A 16,815-nucleotide genomic window follows, 5' to 3' on the forward strand; every position below is an offset into this window, starting at 1 on the left:
AAGTCGAACAATGAACAGGATTTTTTCCACCCTCGGTTTTTCGCTATGGATAGCGCTGATGTCGCCGATGGTACTCGCGGCCAATCTGAAGGCGCTGGACGTGGCGGCGTTGCCGGGTGACCGCGTAGAACTGAAGCTGTCGTTCGACGGCCCGCCGCCACCGCCCAAAGGCTATACCACCGAATCGCCAGCGCGGATCGCCCTTGATTTGCCCGGTGTCGCCAGCCAACTGACCAGCAAGAATTTCGATCTGGGCAGCGGCAATGCGCGCACGGCTACGGTGGTCGAAGCCATTGAGCGGACGCGGCTGATCGTCAGTCTCACGCAGCTTGCCCCGTATAACACGCGAGTCGAGGGCAACAATCTGTTCGTGGTGGTCGGCCAGGGAGCGCCAGCGCCAGTATCGCGGCCGGCCGCCGTTGCACCGCGCGCGACAGCGGCAGCGGCGCCGGTCAAGGCGTTCGTGCCGAAAACCCGGGCCATTCGCGGTGTGGATTTTCAGCGCGGCACCGCGGGCGAAGGCAATGTGGTGATTGATCTGACGGACCCGACCATCGCGCCGGACATCCAGGAGCATGACGGCAAGATCATCCTCAACTTCGCCCGCACGCAACTGCCGGAAAAGCTGCGGGTACGTCTCGACGTCAAGGATTTCGCCACCCCGGTGCAGTTCGTCAATGCCGGTGTGACCGGTGATCGCACGGTAATTACTGTCGAACCCAGCGGTACTTACGAGTATTCCACCTTCCAGACCGACAATAAGCTCACCGTCAGCATTCGCCCGATGACCGTCGACGACCTGCAAAAGCGTAATGCCGACCGCCAGGCCTATGTCGGCGAAAAGCTGTCGCTGAACTTTCAGGACATCGACGTGCGCTCGGTGCTGCAACTGATCGCCGATTTCACCAACCTCAATCTGGTCGCCAGCGATACGGTGCAGGGCGGCATCACTTTGCGTCTGCAAAACGTGCCGTGGGATCAGGCGCTGGACCTGGTGCTGAAAACCAAAGGGCTGGATAAACGCAAGATCGGCAACGTGCTGCTGGTGGCGCCGGCCGACGAAATCGCCGCGCGCGAAAGACAGGAACTGGAATCGCAAAAGCAGATCGCCGAACTGGCGCCGCTGCGTCGTGAATTGCTGCAAGTGAACTACGCCAAGGCCGCGGACATCGCCAAACTGTTCCAGTCGGTGACCAGCGCTGAAGCGAAAATCGACGAGCGCGGTTCGATCACCGTCGACGAACGCACTAACAACATCATTGCGTACCAGACCCAGGATCGCCTCGACGAACTGCGGCGGATCGTGGCGCAACTGGATATTCCGGTGCGCCAGGTGATGATCGAGGCGCGCATCGTCGAGGCCAACGTTGATTACGACAAGAGCCTGGGCGTGCGCTGGGGCGGCTCGATCCAGAACAAGGGCAACTGGAACACCTCCGGGGTCAGTAACGGTTCATCGACCACCATCGGCACGCCGGGCAGCACCAGTACCAACTCGCCGTTCGTCGACATGGGCACCATCGGCAACACCTCGGGGATCGGCATTGCCTTCATCACCGATAACGTCCTGCTCGATCTGGAACTGACGGCGATGGAGAAAACCGGCAACGGTGAAATCGTCTCGCAGCCCAAAGTGGTCACCTCCGACAAGGAGACCGCGAAAATCCTCAAGGGCACCGAGATTCCTTATCAGGAGGCCAGCTCCAGCGGCGCGACGTCGGTGTCGTTCAAGGAGGCTTCGCTGTCGCTGGAAGTGACGCCGCAGATCACCCCCGACAACCGCATCATCATGGAGGTCAAGGTCACCAAGGACGAACCGGATTACCTGAACAAAGTGCAGGATGTACCGCCCATCAAGAAAAACGAAGTCAACGCCAAGGTGCTGGTGAATGACGGCGAAACCATCGTGATTGGCGGTGTTTTCTCAAATACTCAAAGCAAGGTTGTAGATAAGGTGCCATTTCTTGGCGATGTGCCGTATCTTGGCCGCCTTTTCCGGCGTGATGTGGTTTCGGAGAAAAAATCCGAGCTGCTGGTATTTCTCACACCACGTATCATGAATAACCAGGCGATTGCTGTGAGTCGTTGATTCTGTGCGAAATTTGATTCTTGTAGGACCGATGGGCGCTGGAAAAAGCACCATCGGCCGGTTGCTGGCCAAAGAGCTGCGCCTGCCGTTCAAAGATTCCGACAAGGAAATTGAACTGCGCACGGGCGCCAATATCCCGTGGATCTTCGACAAGGAAGGCGAGCCCGGCTTTCGTGACCGTGAGCAGGCGATGATCGCCGAGCTGTGCGCGTTCGACGGCGTGGTGTTGGCGACCGGCGGTGGCGCCGTCATGCGCGATGCCAATCGCAAAGCCCTGCGTGAGGGTGGGCGCGTGGTGTATCTGCACGCCTCCGTCGAACAGCAGGTCGGCCGCACTGCGCGCGACCGCAATCGGCCTTTGCTGCGCACCGCCAATCCCGAGAAAACCCTGCGCGATCTGTTGGCAATCCGCGATCCGCTCTATCGGGAAATCGCTGATCTGGTGGTGGAAACCGACGAACGGCCGCCACGCATGGTGGTGCTCGACATTCTCGACCGCCTCGCGCAACTGCCGCCCCGTTAAAGCATCGCTCGAAATGCGCTATCCTCGGCGTCCTGTCACAGCCCGTCGAGGTTGTGGCGGATGGCGTGCGAGCGGCGTCATACCCGCTACAGGCCGCCGATAACCAATAATTCAGGGCAGGACGCCTGCTTCCATCTTCACTGTGGGGACACATGCAGACACTCAAGGTCGATCTAGGCGAGCGCAGCTACCCGATTCATATTGGCGAAGGTTTGTTGGATCAGCCCGAGTTGCTGGCTCCGCATATTCATGGGCGGCAGGTGGCAATCATCTCCAACGAGACCGTTGCGCCGCTCTATCTCGAACGTCTGACCCGCAGCCTGGCGCAGTTCTCGGTGATTTCTGTGGTATTGCCGGACGGCGAGGCCTTCAAGAACTGGGAAACCCTGCAACTGATCTTTGATGGTCTGCTGACCGCTCGTCATGACCGTCGCACCACCGTCATCGCTCTTGGCGGCGGTGTCATCGGCGACATGGCCGGGTTCGCCGCGGCCTGCTATCAGCGTGGCGTCGACTTCATCCAGATCCCTACGACATTGCTGTCCCAGGTCGATTCGTCGGTGGGTGGCAAGACCGGGATCAATCATCCGCTGGGCAAGAACATGGTCGGCGCGTTCTATCAGCCGAACGTCGTACTGATTGATACCGCCTCCCTGAATACCCTGCCAGAGCGCGAACTCTCGGCCGGTCTGGCGGAAGTCATCAAGTACGGGCTGATCTGCGACGAGCCGTTCCTGAGCTGGCTCGAAGAAAACGTCGACGCACTGCGCGCCCTGGATCAAAAAGCCCTGACATTTGCCATTGAGCGTTCCTGCGCGGCCAAGGCTGCGGTGGTCGGCGCCGATGAGAAGGAAACCGGCGTACGCGCCACGCTCAACCTCGGCCACACTTTCGGCCACGCCATCGAGACCCACATGGGCTATGGTGTCTGGTTGCATGGTGAAGCGGTCGCGGCTGGCACCGTGATGGCCCTGGAAATGTCCGCGCGTCTGGGCTGGATCAGTGAGCAGGAGCGTGATCGCGGCATCCGTCTGTTTCAGCGCGCCGGTCTGCCGGTGGTGCCGCCGACAGAAATGACCGAAGCCGATTTTCTCGAACACATGGCAATCGACAAAAAAGTGATCGACGGTCGTCTACGCCTGGTGCTGCTGCGCCGGATGGGCGAAGCGGTGGTGACCGCCGATTATCCGAAAGAGGTTCTACAGGCCACGCTGGGAGCGGATTACCGCGCCCTGGCTCAGCTTAAAGGTTAATAAGATTCCGATGACTAGTTTGCATGCCGACGAGGCGTTCCTCGGCCATTTCCAGTTAAGTCACGACCCCTTCGCGCCGCGGGTGCCGGGCTTCAAATTCTTCCCGGCCCAGCGCAAACCGGTGCTGGGTCAGTTGCATCACCTGGCGCGTTACAGCCAGTTGTTGCTGGTGGTCACTGGCCCGCAAGGCAGCGGCAAGACGTTGCTGCGCCAGGCGCTGGTTGCCAGTACTAACAAACAGTCGGTGCAGAGCGTGGTTGTTTCCGCGCGTGGCGCTGGCGATGCGGCTGGCGTGTTGCGTCAGGTGGCTCAAGCACTGAACGTGGCGCAGGCCGAGGTTGGCGCGATTCTGAATCAGGTCGTGCAACTGGCGCTGACCGGTCAGGAAGTCTATCTGCTGGTGGACGACGCCGAGCAACTCGACGAGTCTGCTCTCGAAGCGCTGATGGCGCTGGGTGCCGGCGCGCCGGAAGGTCGCCCGCATGTCTTCCTGTTCGGTGAGTCGTCGCTGATCGCTCAGCTTGAGGCTTTGCACCTCGAGGAAGAGCGTTTCCACGTCATCGAACTGCAGCCGTACACCGAGGAAGAGACTCGCGAGTATCTCGACCAGCGGCTGGAAGGTGCGGGCCGCGGTGTCGAACTTTTCACCGCGGATCAGATCTCTGATATTCACGAAAGTGCCGAGGGTTGGCCGGGCAATATCAACCAGGTCGCTCGCGATGCTCTTATCGAAGTCATGATTGCCAGCCGCTCTGCGGTCAAGCGTCCAAGTATGGGGTTCAACATGCCGAAGAAACACGTATTGGCGATTTCCGCCGTCGTGGTGGTCGCGGTCGCCGCCGCCTGGCTGATGCCGGGTCGCAACAAGACGCCAACCACTGGCGCACCAGCCAATGAACAGGCGCAGTTGCCATTGGGCCAGGGTGCCAACGGGGGCGCGCCGAACGTCGAGTTCGCCGGTAATACACAGCCGATGCCGTTGCCGCTGGTCGGCAACTCGCAGCCGGTCATGCGTGGCCCGCTGGCCGAAGCTGCTGGCGGTATCACTGAAGGCGACGACGGTGTGCCGCTGGAAGGCTCCAGCGCGACTCCGCCAACCGTGACCACTTCCGCACCGCCTGCGGGTGTTCCGGCCGGTCCTGCGCCGACGCCGGTTCCGACACCAGCCGCCAAGCCGACACCGGCACCGACACAAATCGCTACCGCCAAACCTGCGCCGGCTCCAGCGGCCAAACCGGCGCCAACGCCTGCCAAGCCTGCTGTAGCGGCCAAACCGGCCGAGAAGCCGGTTACCCTTGCCAAAGCGGCCGGTGGCAGCTGGTACGCCGGTCAGCCGACCAGCAATTACGTGGTGCAGATCCTCGGCACCAGCTCTGAAGCGGCCGCGCAAAGCTTCGTCAAGGAACAGGGCGGTGAGTACCGTTATTTCAAGAAAGTCCTCAACGGCAAGCCTCTTTACGTGATCACCTACGGCAATTTTGCCAATCGTGACGCGGCTGTTTCTGCCATCAAGGCCTTGCCAGCGAAGGTTCAGGCTGGTAAACCTTGGCCTCGCACTGTCGCCAGCGTCCAACAGGAACTGGCAACAACTCGCTGAAGATTCGGCGACCTTACCCAGGCCGCCTCTCCAAGCACCTCAAAATTCTACGAGTGCGCGCCGTCTCTACAGACCGCGTGCCTTGTGGTGTCTGCGTCATAGTAGTCTTTGAGTCGTTGCAGTCAGAATTAAAAAAGTTTTGACTAGCACAGCAGATCGCTTTAAACCTTTCACAAATGCGACATAGATTTGCGACATTTCGTCGTCAAATTTGTGAGCGTCTGTGTCGCTGTGTACAATGACCACCCTTTTGCCCCCGCTAAGCCGGCGTACGTTCGGCGCGGAATGCAAGTGGTTGAATTGAAAAGAAATTTGCCTCGAAAAGAGGCAGCCTGGTGAGAAAGTGTCTATGAAAGCAGGTCTGTACCAACCAGATGAATTCAAGGATAACTGCGGTTTCGGCCTGATAGCCCATATGCAGGGCGAACCCAGTCATACCCTATTGCAAACGGCCATTGAGGCCCTGACCTGCATGACCCACCGCGGTGGGATTAATGCCGACGGCAAGACCGGTGACGGTTGCGGTCTGCTGATTCAAAAGCCTGATACCTTCCTGCGTGCGATTGCCCAGGAAACCTTCAGCGTCGAGCTGCCCAAGCAATATGCCGTGGGCATGGTCTTCTTCAATCAGGATCCGGCCAAGGCCGAAGCCGCTCGCGAGAACATGAACCGCGAGATCCTTGCTGAAGGCCTGCAACTGATCGGCTGGCGCAAAGTGCCAATCGACACCAGCGTCCTCGGCCGCCTGGCCCTTGAGCGTCTGCCGCAGATAGAGCAGGTGTACATCGGCGGTGAAGGCCTGAGCGACCAGGACATGGCCGTGAAGCTGTTCAGTGCGCGTCGTCGATCGTCGGTGGCCAATGCCGTCGATTCTGACCACTACATCTGCAGCTTTTCGCACAAGACCATCATCTATAAAGGCCTGATGATGCCGGCCGATCTGGCCGCGTTCTATCCAGACCTCAGCGACGAGCGCCTGCAAACCGCGATCTGCGTGTTCCACCAGCGCTTCTCCACCAACACTCTGCCGAAATGGCCGCTGGCGCAGCCATTCCGCTTCCTCGCCCACAACGGCGAGATCAACACCATTACCGGTAACCGCAACTGGGCGCAGGCCCGTCGGACCAAGTTCAGCAACGATCTGATGGATCTGGAAGAACTCGGCCCGCTGGTCAACCGGGTCGGTTCCGACTCCTCGAGCATGGACAACATGCTTGAACTGATGGTCACCGGTGGCATCGACCTGTTCCGTGGCGTGCGGATGATCATTCCGCCAGCGTGGCAGAACGTTGAAACCATGGACCCGGATCTGCGTGCGTTCTACGAGTACAACTCGATGCACATGGAACCGTGGGACGGCCCGGCCGGTGTGGTCATGACCGACGGTCGCTACGCGGTGTGCCTGCTTGACCGTAACGGTCTGCGCCCGGCGCGCTGGGTCACCACCACCAACGGTTTCATCACCGTTGCTTCGGAAATCGGCGTCTGGAACTACCAGCCGGAAGACGTGATCGCCAAGGGCCGTGTCGGTCCGGGGCAGATCCTCGCCGTGGATACCGAAACCGGGCAGATCCTCGACACCGATGCGATCGACAACCGTCTGAAATCCCGTCATCCGTACAAGCAATGGCTGCGCAAGAATGCCCTGCGCATTCAGGCGACCATGGAAGACAACGATCACGGTTCGGCTTTCTACGACGTCGATCAGCTCAAGCAATACATGAAGATGTATCAGGTCACGTTCGAAGAGCGCGATCAGGTCCTGCGTCCGCTCGGCGAGCAAGGCTATGAAGCCGTTGGCTCGATGGGTGACGACACGCCGATGGCCGTGCTGTCCCAGCGCGTGCGCACGCCGTACGACTATTTCCGCCAGCAGTTCGCGCAGGTCACCAACCCGCCGATCGACCCGCTGCGTGAAGCGATCGTGATGTCGCTGGAAATCTGCCTCGGCGCCGAGCGCAACATCTTCCAGGAGTCGCCGGAACACGCTTCGCGCGTGATCCTCAGCTCGCCGGTCATTTCCCCGGCCAAGTGGCGCTCGCTGATGAACCTCGACCGCCCGGGTTTCGAGCGGCAGATCATCGACCTCAACTACGACGAAGGCGTCGGCCTCGAAGCGGCGATCCGCAACGTCGCCGATCAGGCTGAAGAAGCCGTGCGCGCCGGTCGCACCCAGATCGTTCTGAGCGACCGCCATATCGCTCCGGGCAAGCTGCCGATCCACGCTTCCCTGGCGACCGGTGCCGTGCACCACCGTCTGACCGAAAAAGGCCTGCGCTGCGATTCCAACATCCTCGTTGAAACCGCGACCGCCCGTGATCCGCATCACTTCGCGGTGCTGATCGGTTTCGGCGCCTCGGCGGTGTATCCGTTCCTGGCCTACGAAGTGCTGGGTGACCTGATCCGTACCGGTGAAGTACTGGGCGACCTCTACGAGGTGTTCAAGAACTACCGTAAGGGCATCACCAAAGGCCTGTTGAAGATCCTCTCGAAGATGGGTATCTCGACCATCGCTTCGTACCGCGGAGCACAATTGTTCGAAGCGATCGGCCTGTCCGAAGAAGTCTGCGAGCTGAGCTTCCGTGGCGTGCCGAGCCGCATCAAGGGTGCGCGTTTCGTCGACATCGAAGCCGAGCAGAAAGCGTTGGCTGCCGAAGCCTGGAGTCCGCGCAAGCCGATCCAGCAGGGCGGTCTGCTGAAGTTCGTTCACGGTGGCGAATATCACGCCTACAACCCGGACGTGGTCAACACCCTCCAAGCCGCTGTGCAGCAGGGCGACTACGCCAAGTTCAAGGAATACACCTCGCTGGTGGACAACCGTCCGGTGTCGATGATTCGTGACCTGTTCAAGGTCAAGACCCTCGACACGCCGCTGGACATCAGTGAAATCGAGCCGCTGGAATCGGTGCTCAAGCGCTTCGACTCCGCCGGTATCTCGCTGGGCGCCTTGTCGCCGGAAGCTCACGAAGCCCTGGCCGAAGCCATGAACCGCCTCGGTGCGCGTTCCAACTCCGGCGAAGGTGGTGAAGACCCGGCGCGTTACGGCACCATCAAGAGCTCGAAGATCAAGCAGGTCGCGACTGGCCGTTTCGGTGTGACCCCGGAATACCTGGTCAACGCCGAAGTGCTGCAGATCAAGGTCGCGCAAGGCGCCAAGCCGGGCGAGGGCGGGCAACTGCCGGGCGGTAAGGTCAACGGGCTGATCGCCAAGCTGCGTTATGCAGTGCCCGGTGTCACCCTGATTTCGCCGCCGCCGCACCACGACATCTACTCGATCGAAGACTTGTCGCAGCTGATTTTCGACCTGAAACAGGTCAACCCGAAGGCACTGGTTTCGGTCAAGTTGGTAGCTGAAGCGGGCGTCGGCACCATCGCTGCCGGTGTGGCCAAGGCCTATGCGGACTTGATCACCATCTCCGGCTACGACGGTGGTACCGGTGCATCGCCACTGACCTCGATCAAATACGCTGGCGCACCGTGGGAACTCGGCCTCGCCGAAACTCACCAGACCCTGCGCGGCAACGACCTGCGCGGTAAAGTCCGGGTGCAAACCGACGGTGGCCTGAAAACCGGCCTCGACGTGATCAAGGCTGCGATTCTCGGCGCTGAAAGCTTCGGCTTCGGCACCGCGCCAATGATCGCGCTGGGCTGCAAATACCTGCGTATCTGCCACCTGAACAACTGCGCCACTGGCGTTGCGACTCAGAACGAGAAGCTGCGCAAGGATCACTACATCGGCACCGTCGACATGGTGGTGAATTTCTTCACCTACGTCGCCGAAGAAACCCGTGAGTGGCTGGCCAAGCTGGGCGTGCGTTCCCTCGAAGAGCTGATCGGTCGCACCGATCTGCTGGAAATCCTCGAAGGCCAGACCGCCAAGCAAAACCACCTCGATCTGACGCCGTTGCTGGGCAGCGATCACATCCCGGCGGACAAGCCCCAGTTCTGCGGTGTTGAGCGCAACCCGCCATTCGACCAAGGCCTGCTGGCCGAGAAAATGGTCGAGATGGCGACCTCGGCGATCAACGACATGAGCGGTGCCGAGTTCGACCTGGACATCTGCAACTGCGACCGTTCGATCGGCGCGCGGATCTCCGGCGAAATCGCGCGCAAGCACGGCAACCAGGGCATGGCCAAGGCGCCGATCACCTTCCGCTTCAAAGGCACTGCGGGTCAGAGCTTCGGCGTGTGGAACGCCGGTGGCCTGAACATGTACCTGGAAGGCGACGCCAACGACTACGTCGGCAAAGGCATGACCGGTGGCAAGCTGACCATCGTGCCGCCGAAGGGCAGCGTTTATAAGACTCAGGAAAGCGCCATCATCGGCAACACCTGCCTGTACGGCGCCACTGGCGGCAAGCTGTTCGCCGCCGGCACCGCAGGCGAGCGTTTCGCCGTGCGTAACTCCGGTGCCCACACGGTTGTGGAAGGCACTGGCGATCACTGCTGTGAGTACATGACTGGTGGTTTCGTCGCCGTTTTGGGCAAGACCGGTTACAACTTCGGCTCTGGCATGACCGGTGGTTTCGCCTACGTGCTCGATCAGGACAACACCTTCGTTGACCGGGTCAACCACGAACTGGTGGAAATCCAGCGGATCAGCGGCGAAGCGATGGAAGCCTATCGCAGCCACCTGCAAAACGTGCTGAACGAGTACGTCGCGGAAACCGACAGCGAGTGGGGTCGTGAACTCGCCGAAAACCTCGATGACTACCTGCGCCGTTTCTGGCTGGTCAAGCCTAAGGCTGCCAACCTGAAGTCGTTGCTTTCCAGCACTCGTGCCAACCCGCAGTGATATGCGCCTGAAGAGTTTGATGAGGTTTTAACAATGGCTGAACGTCTGAATAACGACTTCCAGTTCATCGATGTCGGGCGCAAAGATCCGAAGAAGAAACTGTTGCGTCAACGCAAGAAAGAGTTCGTCGAAATCTACGAACCGTTCAAACCCCAGCAGTCGGCCGATCAGGCCCACCGCTGCCTGGGTTGCGGCAACCCGTATTGCGAATGGAAGTGCCCGGTGCACAACTTCATTCCCAACTGGCTGAAACTGGTGGCCGAGGGCAACATCCTCCAGGCCGCCGAGCTGTCGCACCAGACCAACACCTTGCCGGAAGTCTGCGGCCGCGTGTGCCCGCAGGATCGTCTGTGCGAGGGTGCCTGCACCCTTAACGACGGCTTCGGCGCGGTGACCATCGGTTCGGTCGAGAAGTACATCACCGACACCGCGTTCGCCATGGGCTGGCGCCCGGACATGTCCAAGGTCAAGCCGACCGGCAAGCGTGTCGCGATCATCGGTGCGGGCCCGGCAGGTCTGGGCTGTGCCGACGTGCTGGTACGCGGCGGCGTGACCCCGGTGGTGTTCGACAAGAACCCGGAAATCGGCGGTCTGCTGACCTTCGGCATTCCCGAGTTCAAGCTTGAGAAGACCGTGCTGAGCAATCGCCGCGAAGTCTTCACTGGCATGGGCATCGAGTTCCGTCTCAACACCGAAGTCGGCAAAGACGTGACCATGGAGCAACTGCTCGCCGAATACGATGCGGTGTTCATGGGCATGGGTACTTACACCTACATGAAGGGCGGCTTTGCCGGTGAGGACCTGCCGGGCGTTTATGACGCACTGGACTTCCTGATTGCCAACGTCAATCGCAACCTGGGCTTTGAAAAGTCGCCGGAAGATTTCGTCGACATGAAAGGCAAGAAGGTTGTGGTACTCGGCGGCGGCGACACGGCGATGGACTGCAACCGCACGTCGATCCGTCAGGGCGCCAAGTCGGTGACCTGTGCCTATCGTCGTGACGAAGCGAACATGCCCGGCTCGCGCAAAGAGGTGAAGAACGCCAAGGAAGAAGGCGTGAAATTCCTCTACAACCGCCAGCCAATCGCCATCGTCGGCGAAGACAAGGTTGAAGGCGTGAAGGTGGTCGAGACCCGTCTCGGCGAACCGGACGCCCGTGGCCGTCGCAGCCCTGAGCCGATCCCGGGTTCCGAAGAGATCATTCCGGCTGACGCCGTGGTCATCGCCTTCGGTTTCCGCCCGAGCCCGGCGCCGTGGTTCGAACAGTTCGAGATCCAGACCGACAGCCAGGGTCGCGTCGTTGCGCCTGAGCAAGGTCAGTACAAGCACCAGACCAGCAACCCGAAAATCTTTGCCGGTGGCGACATGGTGCGCGGTTCCGACCTGGTGGTGACGGCAATCTTCGAAGGCCGCAATGCCGCCGAAGGGATCCTCGACTACTTGGGCGTCTAACCAGACAACGCAATACCTTGTAGGAGTGAGCCTGCTCGCGATAGCGGCGTATCAGTCAATGCATCTGGTGACTGATCTACTGCCATCGCGAGCAGGCTCACTCCTACAGTTGTTTTTGGCTGCTGCAAAGTCAGTATTTCAGCGCGACAAATTGACCCGATAGACAAAAGGCTGACCTGCAACCGTGCCTTTTGCGTCGCGCTCTGAGAAAATGCCCGCACTTTTTTTCCGGATGCCGACATGACTGCCCTGAAGAACGACCGTTTCCTCCGCGCCCTGCTCAAGCAACCCGTAGACGTCACCCCCGTGTGGATGATGCGCCAGGCCGGCCGCTACTTGCCGGAATACCGCGCCAGCCGTGCCCACGCCGGTGATTTCATGAGCCTGTGCATGAATCCGGAATTCGCCTGCGAAGTCACCATGCAACCGCTCGACCGCTATCCACAACTGGACGCGGCGATCCTGTTTTCCGACATCCTCACCATCCCCGACGCGATGGGCCAAGGCCTGTACTTCGAGACCGGTGAAGGCCCGCGCTTCAAAAAAGTCGTCAGCACCCTCGCTGATATCGAAGCCTTGCCGATTCCTGATCCGCACAAAGACCTTGGCTACGTGATGGACGCCGTCAGCACCATCCGCCGCGAGCTGAATGGCCGTGTGCCGCTGATCGGCTTCTCCGGCAGCCCGTGGACGCTGGCCACTTACATGGTCGAAGGCGGTTCGTCGAAAGACTTCCGCAAGACCAAAGCGATGCTCTACGACAACCCGCAAGCCATGCACCTGCTGCTGGATAAACTGGCGCAGTCGGTGACCTCGTACCTCAACGGCCAGATCATGGCCGGTGCGCAAGCGGTGCAGATTTTCGACACCTGGGGCGGCAACCTGTCGGCGGCGGCATATCAGGAGTTCTCGCTGGCCTACATGAAGAAAATCGTCAGCGGCCTGATCCGCGAAAACGACGGTCGCAAGGTGCCGGTGATCCTCTTCACCAAAAACGGCGGTCTGTGGCTGGAAAGCATCGCCGAGGCTGGCGCCGACGCGCTGGGCCTGGACTGGACCTGCGACATCGGCAACGCCCGCGCCCGCGTTGGCGACAAGGTTGCCCTGCAAGGCAACATGGACCCGACCGTGCTCTACGCAAAACCGGAAGCGATCCGCACCGAAGTCGGACGCATTCTGGCCAGCTACGGCAAGGGCAGCGGCCACGTGTTCAACCTCGGCCACGGCATCACCCCTGAGGTTGATCCTGAGCATGCCGGTGCGTTCCTGCGCGCGGTGCATGAACTGTCGGCGCAGTATCACGAGTGATCGCGTTTCAATAAAAAACGCCCGGCATATGCCGGGCGTTTTTGTTTCCGCGATCCAAAGTCAGACATAGATCAAATGTGGGAGCGAGCCTGCTCGCGAAAGCGGTGGATCAGCAACATTTGCATTAACTGATAAAACGCTATCGCGAGCAGGCTCGCTCCCACATGGGTTTTGTATCAGGCCTTAACACCCTGCAATGGCGGCAGCTTCGCCAGTTTCAACGCCACCAGCAGCGCAATCAGCAACAGCGAACCAATAAACAGGCCGATGCCATTCCAGCCGCCGAGATGCCAGAACACCCCACCCGCCGTGCCGGCAATGCTCGACCCCGCGTAATAACTGAACAGATACAACGACGACGCCTGCCCCTTGGCCTTGGTCGCGCGGCGGCCGATCCAGCTGCTCGCCACCGAATGCGCGCCGAAGAAGCCAAAGGTGAAGATCAGCATGCCGATGATCACCAGCGGTAGAGGTGTGAACATGGTCAGGGCGAGGCCGACGAACATCAGCGCAATCGTTGCCCACAACACCTTGCGTCGGCCCAGCTTGTCGGCCAGCGAACCGATCTTCGCTGAGCTGTAAATGCCCGACAGATACACCACTGACAGCAAACCGACGAACACCTGATCGAGCTGATACGGCGCAGCCAGCAAGCGATAACCGATGTAGTTGAACAGGGTGACGAACGCGCCCATCAGCACGAACGCTTCAAGGAACAGCAGCGGTAGGCCGGCATCGCGAAAGTGCATGGTGAAGCCATCAAGCAGGCTGCGCGGGTGCAGCGAACGCGAGCGGAAGTTGCGTGACTCCGGAAGAATTTTCCAGAACACCGCCGCCGCAATCATCGCCAGGCCGCCGATCACCAGCATCGCCGTGTGCCAGCTGACGAAGTCGATCAGCACGCCGGTGATCAAGCGCCCGCTCATCCCGCCAATGGCGTTGCCGCCGATGTACAAACCCATCGCCAGGCCAATGTGCTGCGGGTGAATCTCTTCGCTCAGGTAGGTCATGGCCACCGCCGCCAGGCCGCTCAACGACAGACCGATCAACGCGCGCATGATCAGTACGCCTTCCCAGCTCGGCATCATGGCACTGGCCATGGTGCACAGCGCCGCTGCGAACAGTGCGGTGACCATCACCGGTTTACGCCCGACCCGATCGGAAATCGGCCCGGTGATCAGCAGGCCAATGGCGAGCATGCCGGTGGCCACCGAGAGGATCAGGCTGCTCTGCGCGGCGTTGATCGAATACTCATGGGACAGCAGCGGCATCATCGGCTGCACGCAGTACAGCAGGGCAAAGGTCGCAAAACCGCCGCTGAACAACGCCAGCACCGTGCGCATGAACATCGGCGTGCCTTTTTCGATGTAGATCTCTTGCAGCTCGGCGACGACATCGTCCACCGCAGCAGGCGGGACTTCATGGGCCAGGGGGGCGACAGCTGTTTTCACTTCAGACCTCGGAGGACACGGCCAGGCAGGCAATGAAAAAATCATATAGCTGGCTAATGTTTCTATCCAATATATTGTTCGACCTGTTTGATAGCTTTAACGACCTAATGGGGTTTTCATGGAATTGCGTCATCTGCGCTACTTCATCGCCGTTGCCGAAGAACTGCATTTCGGCCGGGCCGCACAGGTGCTGGGGATTTCTCAGCCGCCGTTGAGCCAGCAGATTCAGGCGCTGGAGCAAGAGGTCGGCGCGCGGTTGTTTGAACGTACCAATCGTCGGGTCGAGCTGAGCGAGGCAGGCAGATTGTTTCTGGAGGAGGCGCGGCTGGTGCTGGCGCAGGTCGATAAAGCGGCAGATGTCGCCCGGCGTGCGCAACTCGGTGAGTTGGGGGAATTGAAGATCGGCTTCACTTCATCGGCGCCGTTCAACTCGACCATTCCTCAGGCGATCTTTTCGTTTCGGCAACGCTTCCCGGCGGTGCATCTGAATTTGCGCGAAATGAGCAGCACCATGGTGGCGGACGCGTTGGTTGATCAGTCGATCGAAGTCGGCATCATGCGCCCGCTGGGGCTACCGGATTCGTTAAGCGTGGTGGAGTTGATGCGTGAGCCGCTGGTGGCGGTGCTCAGTTCCAAACACCCGCTGGCGCAGGGCTCGGAGGAAGGGTTGTTTCTGGCGGCACTGGCCCACGAGCCGTTCGTGTTCTTCCCCCGCAGTTACGGCAGCGGCCTCTATGCGCAGTTGCTCAGCCTGGCCCGCGACGCCGGATTCAGTCCGCATTTTGCCCAGGAGGCCGGAGAGGCGATGACCATCATCGGCCTGGTCGCGGCGGGTTTGGGCGTGTCGGTGATGCCGGCGTCGTATCAGCGGATGCGCATCGATGGCGTGGTTTACCGTCCGCTGCTTGATCCAGAAGCGGTGACAGCGGTGTGGCTGGTGCAACGCAAGGATCAGAAATCACCGATGGCCAAGGCGTTTGTCGAATTGCTCACGCGCAAAGTCGACCCATTGAAAAACTGACTGCTGCGCAGTCATTCGCAAGCGGGCTCGCTCCCACCCTGGAATGCGTTCCCCTGTGGGAGCGAGACTGCTCGCGAAGGCGTCCGCTCAAACACTGCAGCTTTCAGGGCAACCGCACCAAATCCCCCTTCAACGCCACCCGCGTAACAAAAATCCCCGCCCGACACTCGTATGTATTCAAATCCTTGCGCACATGCTGGTCGTAGTAACTGACGATATTGACCACCGCATTCGCCCCGACACGCTTGGCGTCGGCCTGCAACCTGATCAGATTCGACTGCAATACCCACTCGCAGGAATCATGATCGCTCTTGTTGAAACCATTGGTTTTCAGGTCGCTGATCACCTCCCGGCGCAGCAACTGCTGAGTGCCCTGCGGCCCGTTGCCGGCCAGATAAAACTTCACACTGCCATCCAGCCGCCCGGCCCGCAGCGCGTCCGAGACGACGGTTTCGAACGGCATGTACATCAGGTTGGTGGCATGGCTGGCGCTGGGCATCAGCGCGAAAAGCGTGGCGGCGATCAGGGCTTTCACTTGCATGGTCATCTCCTTGACGGTGAAAGAGAAGCGCGTATACAGGCGATGTGCTGAGGCCTGCATCAGCGAGTGTAGACGCCGTCCAGACGCTACACCTTTGTGGCGAGGGGATTTATCCCCGTTGGGTCGCGAAGCTGCCCCAGATCCAGTGTTCGCGGTTCGTCAGCTAATCCGCCTCGCCAGATTCCGCCGCGCAGCCGAGCGTGAGCAAGCTCCCTCGCCACAGGTTCAGCACAATTCAATCAGTGTTTGACGCAGACAGGGTGTCGGCCATGACCAGCCAACCTGTTTGTGAAAGGGCGCCGAATGGCGCCCTTTGTCGTTTCCGGCGGTTACTGAACCTTCGCCAGATCACCCTTAAGCGCAACACCGGCCATGATCGCGCCGGCGTGGCATTCGTAGGTTTGCGAGTCCTTGCGCTCGTTGCTCTTGTAGAAGCTGACGATGTTGGTCACCGCGTTGGCGCCGGCGCTTTTCGCGGCCTGGTGCAGGCTGATGATGGCCGATTGCGCGACCCATTCGCAGGCCTCTGCGTCGGACTTGTTGAAGGCGTTGGTCTTCTTGTTGGTCACGGCACCAGGGCTGACGACACTGACTTTGCCCGCCGGGGTGTTGCCGGCCAGGTAGAACTTCACGCTGCCATCGATTTTGCCGGAGCGCGTGGCTTCGGCGACGGCTTTGTCGAACGGCAGGTAAACCGCCGTGTCACGGGCCTGGCTGACAGCCGGCAGGGCGCAGAGCAGCAAGGTAGCGACAGCGAGTTTCTTGAAGTGCATGGAGGTCTCCTT

General features: G+C 60.3%; 11 protein-coding genes. 8 read left to right on the top strand and 3 right to left on the bottom strand.

Going from position 1 to position 16,815, the window contains the following annotated elements; all coding sequences use genetic code 11:
* Positions 1-10 precede the first annotated feature (10 nt).
* The 7 genes from JFT81_RS26125 (at position 11) to hemE (ending at position 13,017) form a co-directional block, all read left to right on the top strand.
* Positions 11-2,089, top strand: coding sequence for a type IV pilus secretin PilQ family protein (locus JFT81_RS26125; protein WP_201230069.1), 2,079 nt, complete (start codon positions 11-13; stop codon positions 2,087-2,089).
* Positions 2,090-2,093: 4 nt separating this feature from the next.
* Positions 2,094-2,612 (top strand): shikimate kinase AroK, encoded by a 519-nt coding sequence (gene aroK / locus JFT81_RS26130; RefSeq protein WP_201230073.1) that lies wholly within the window; start codon positions 2,094-2,096, stop codon positions 2,610-2,612.
* Positions 2,613-2,764: 152 nt separating this feature from the next.
* Positions 2,765-3,865, top strand: a complete 1,101-nt coding sequence (gene aroB, locus JFT81_RS26135) for a 3-dehydroquinate synthase (protein WP_201230080.1) — start codon at positions 2,765-2,767, stop codon at positions 3,863-3,865.
* 10 nt (positions 3,866-3,875) lie between these two features.
* Positions 3,876-5,462, top strand: a complete 1,587-nt coding sequence (locus JFT81_RS26140; RefSeq protein ID WP_201230082.1) for an AAA family ATPase — start codon at positions 3,876-3,878, stop codon at positions 5,460-5,462.
* Between the two features lie 349 nt (positions 5,463-5,811).
* Positions 5,812-10,257, top strand: coding sequence for a glutamate synthase large subunit (gltB, locus tag JFT81_RS26145; protein WP_201230084.1), 4,446 nt, complete (start codon positions 5,812-5,814; stop codon positions 10,255-10,257).
* A 33-nt stretch (positions 10,258-10,290) separates the two neighbouring features.
* Positions 10,291-11,709, top strand: a complete 1,419-nt coding sequence (locus tag JFT81_RS26150; RefSeq protein WP_007909438.1) for an FAD-dependent oxidoreductase — start codon at positions 10,291-10,293, stop codon at positions 11,707-11,709.
* A 240-nt stretch (positions 11,710-11,949) separates the two neighbouring features.
* A complete protein-coding gene (gene hemE, locus JFT81_RS26155; protein WP_007909440.1) occupies positions 11,950-13,017 on the top strand; it encodes a uroporphyrinogen decarboxylase in 1,068 nt (355 codons plus the stop codon).
* Between the two features lie 176 nt (positions 13,018-13,193).
* Here the strand turns inward: hemE and JFT81_RS26160 are convergent, their stop codons facing one another.
* Positions 13,194-14,468 carry an MFS transporter gene (locus tag JFT81_RS26160; RefSeq protein WP_201230086.1) on the bottom strand — a complete coding sequence of 425 codons (1,275 nt, stop codon included), beginning with the start codon at positions 14,466-14,468 and terminating at the stop codon, positions 13,194-13,196.
* Positions 14,469-14,586: 118 nt separating this feature from the next.
* On the opposite strand from JFT81_RS26160, the gene JFT81_RS26165 reads away from it, so the two are divergent.
* Complete coding sequence (locus JFT81_RS26165; protein WP_201230088.1) at positions 14,587-15,489, top strand: LysR family transcriptional regulator; 903 nt, start codon at positions 14,587-14,589, stop codon at positions 15,487-15,489.
* Positions 15,490-15,592: 103 nt separating this feature from the next.
* Here JFT81_RS26165 and JFT81_RS26170 read toward each other — a convergent pair whose 3' ends face one another.
* Together JFT81_RS26170 and JFT81_RS26175 are read right to left on the bottom strand one after the other, a co-directional pair.
* Complete coding sequence (locus JFT81_RS26170) at positions 15,593-16,030, bottom strand: excinuclease (RefSeq protein ID WP_201199961.1); 438 nt, start codon at positions 16,028-16,030, stop codon at positions 15,593-15,595.
* 329 nt (positions 16,031-16,359) lie between these two features.
* A complete protein-coding gene (locus JFT81_RS26175; protein WP_201230090.1) occupies positions 16,360-16,803 on the bottom strand; it encodes an excinuclease in 444 nt (147 codons plus the stop codon).
* Positions 16,804-16,815 lie beyond the last annotated feature (12 nt).

Source organism: Pseudomonas sp. TH43 (assembly GCF_016650635.1).
In the GTDB taxonomy this organism is placed as follows: Bacteria; Pseudomonadota; Gammaproteobacteria; order Pseudomonadales; family Pseudomonadaceae; genus Aquipseudomonas.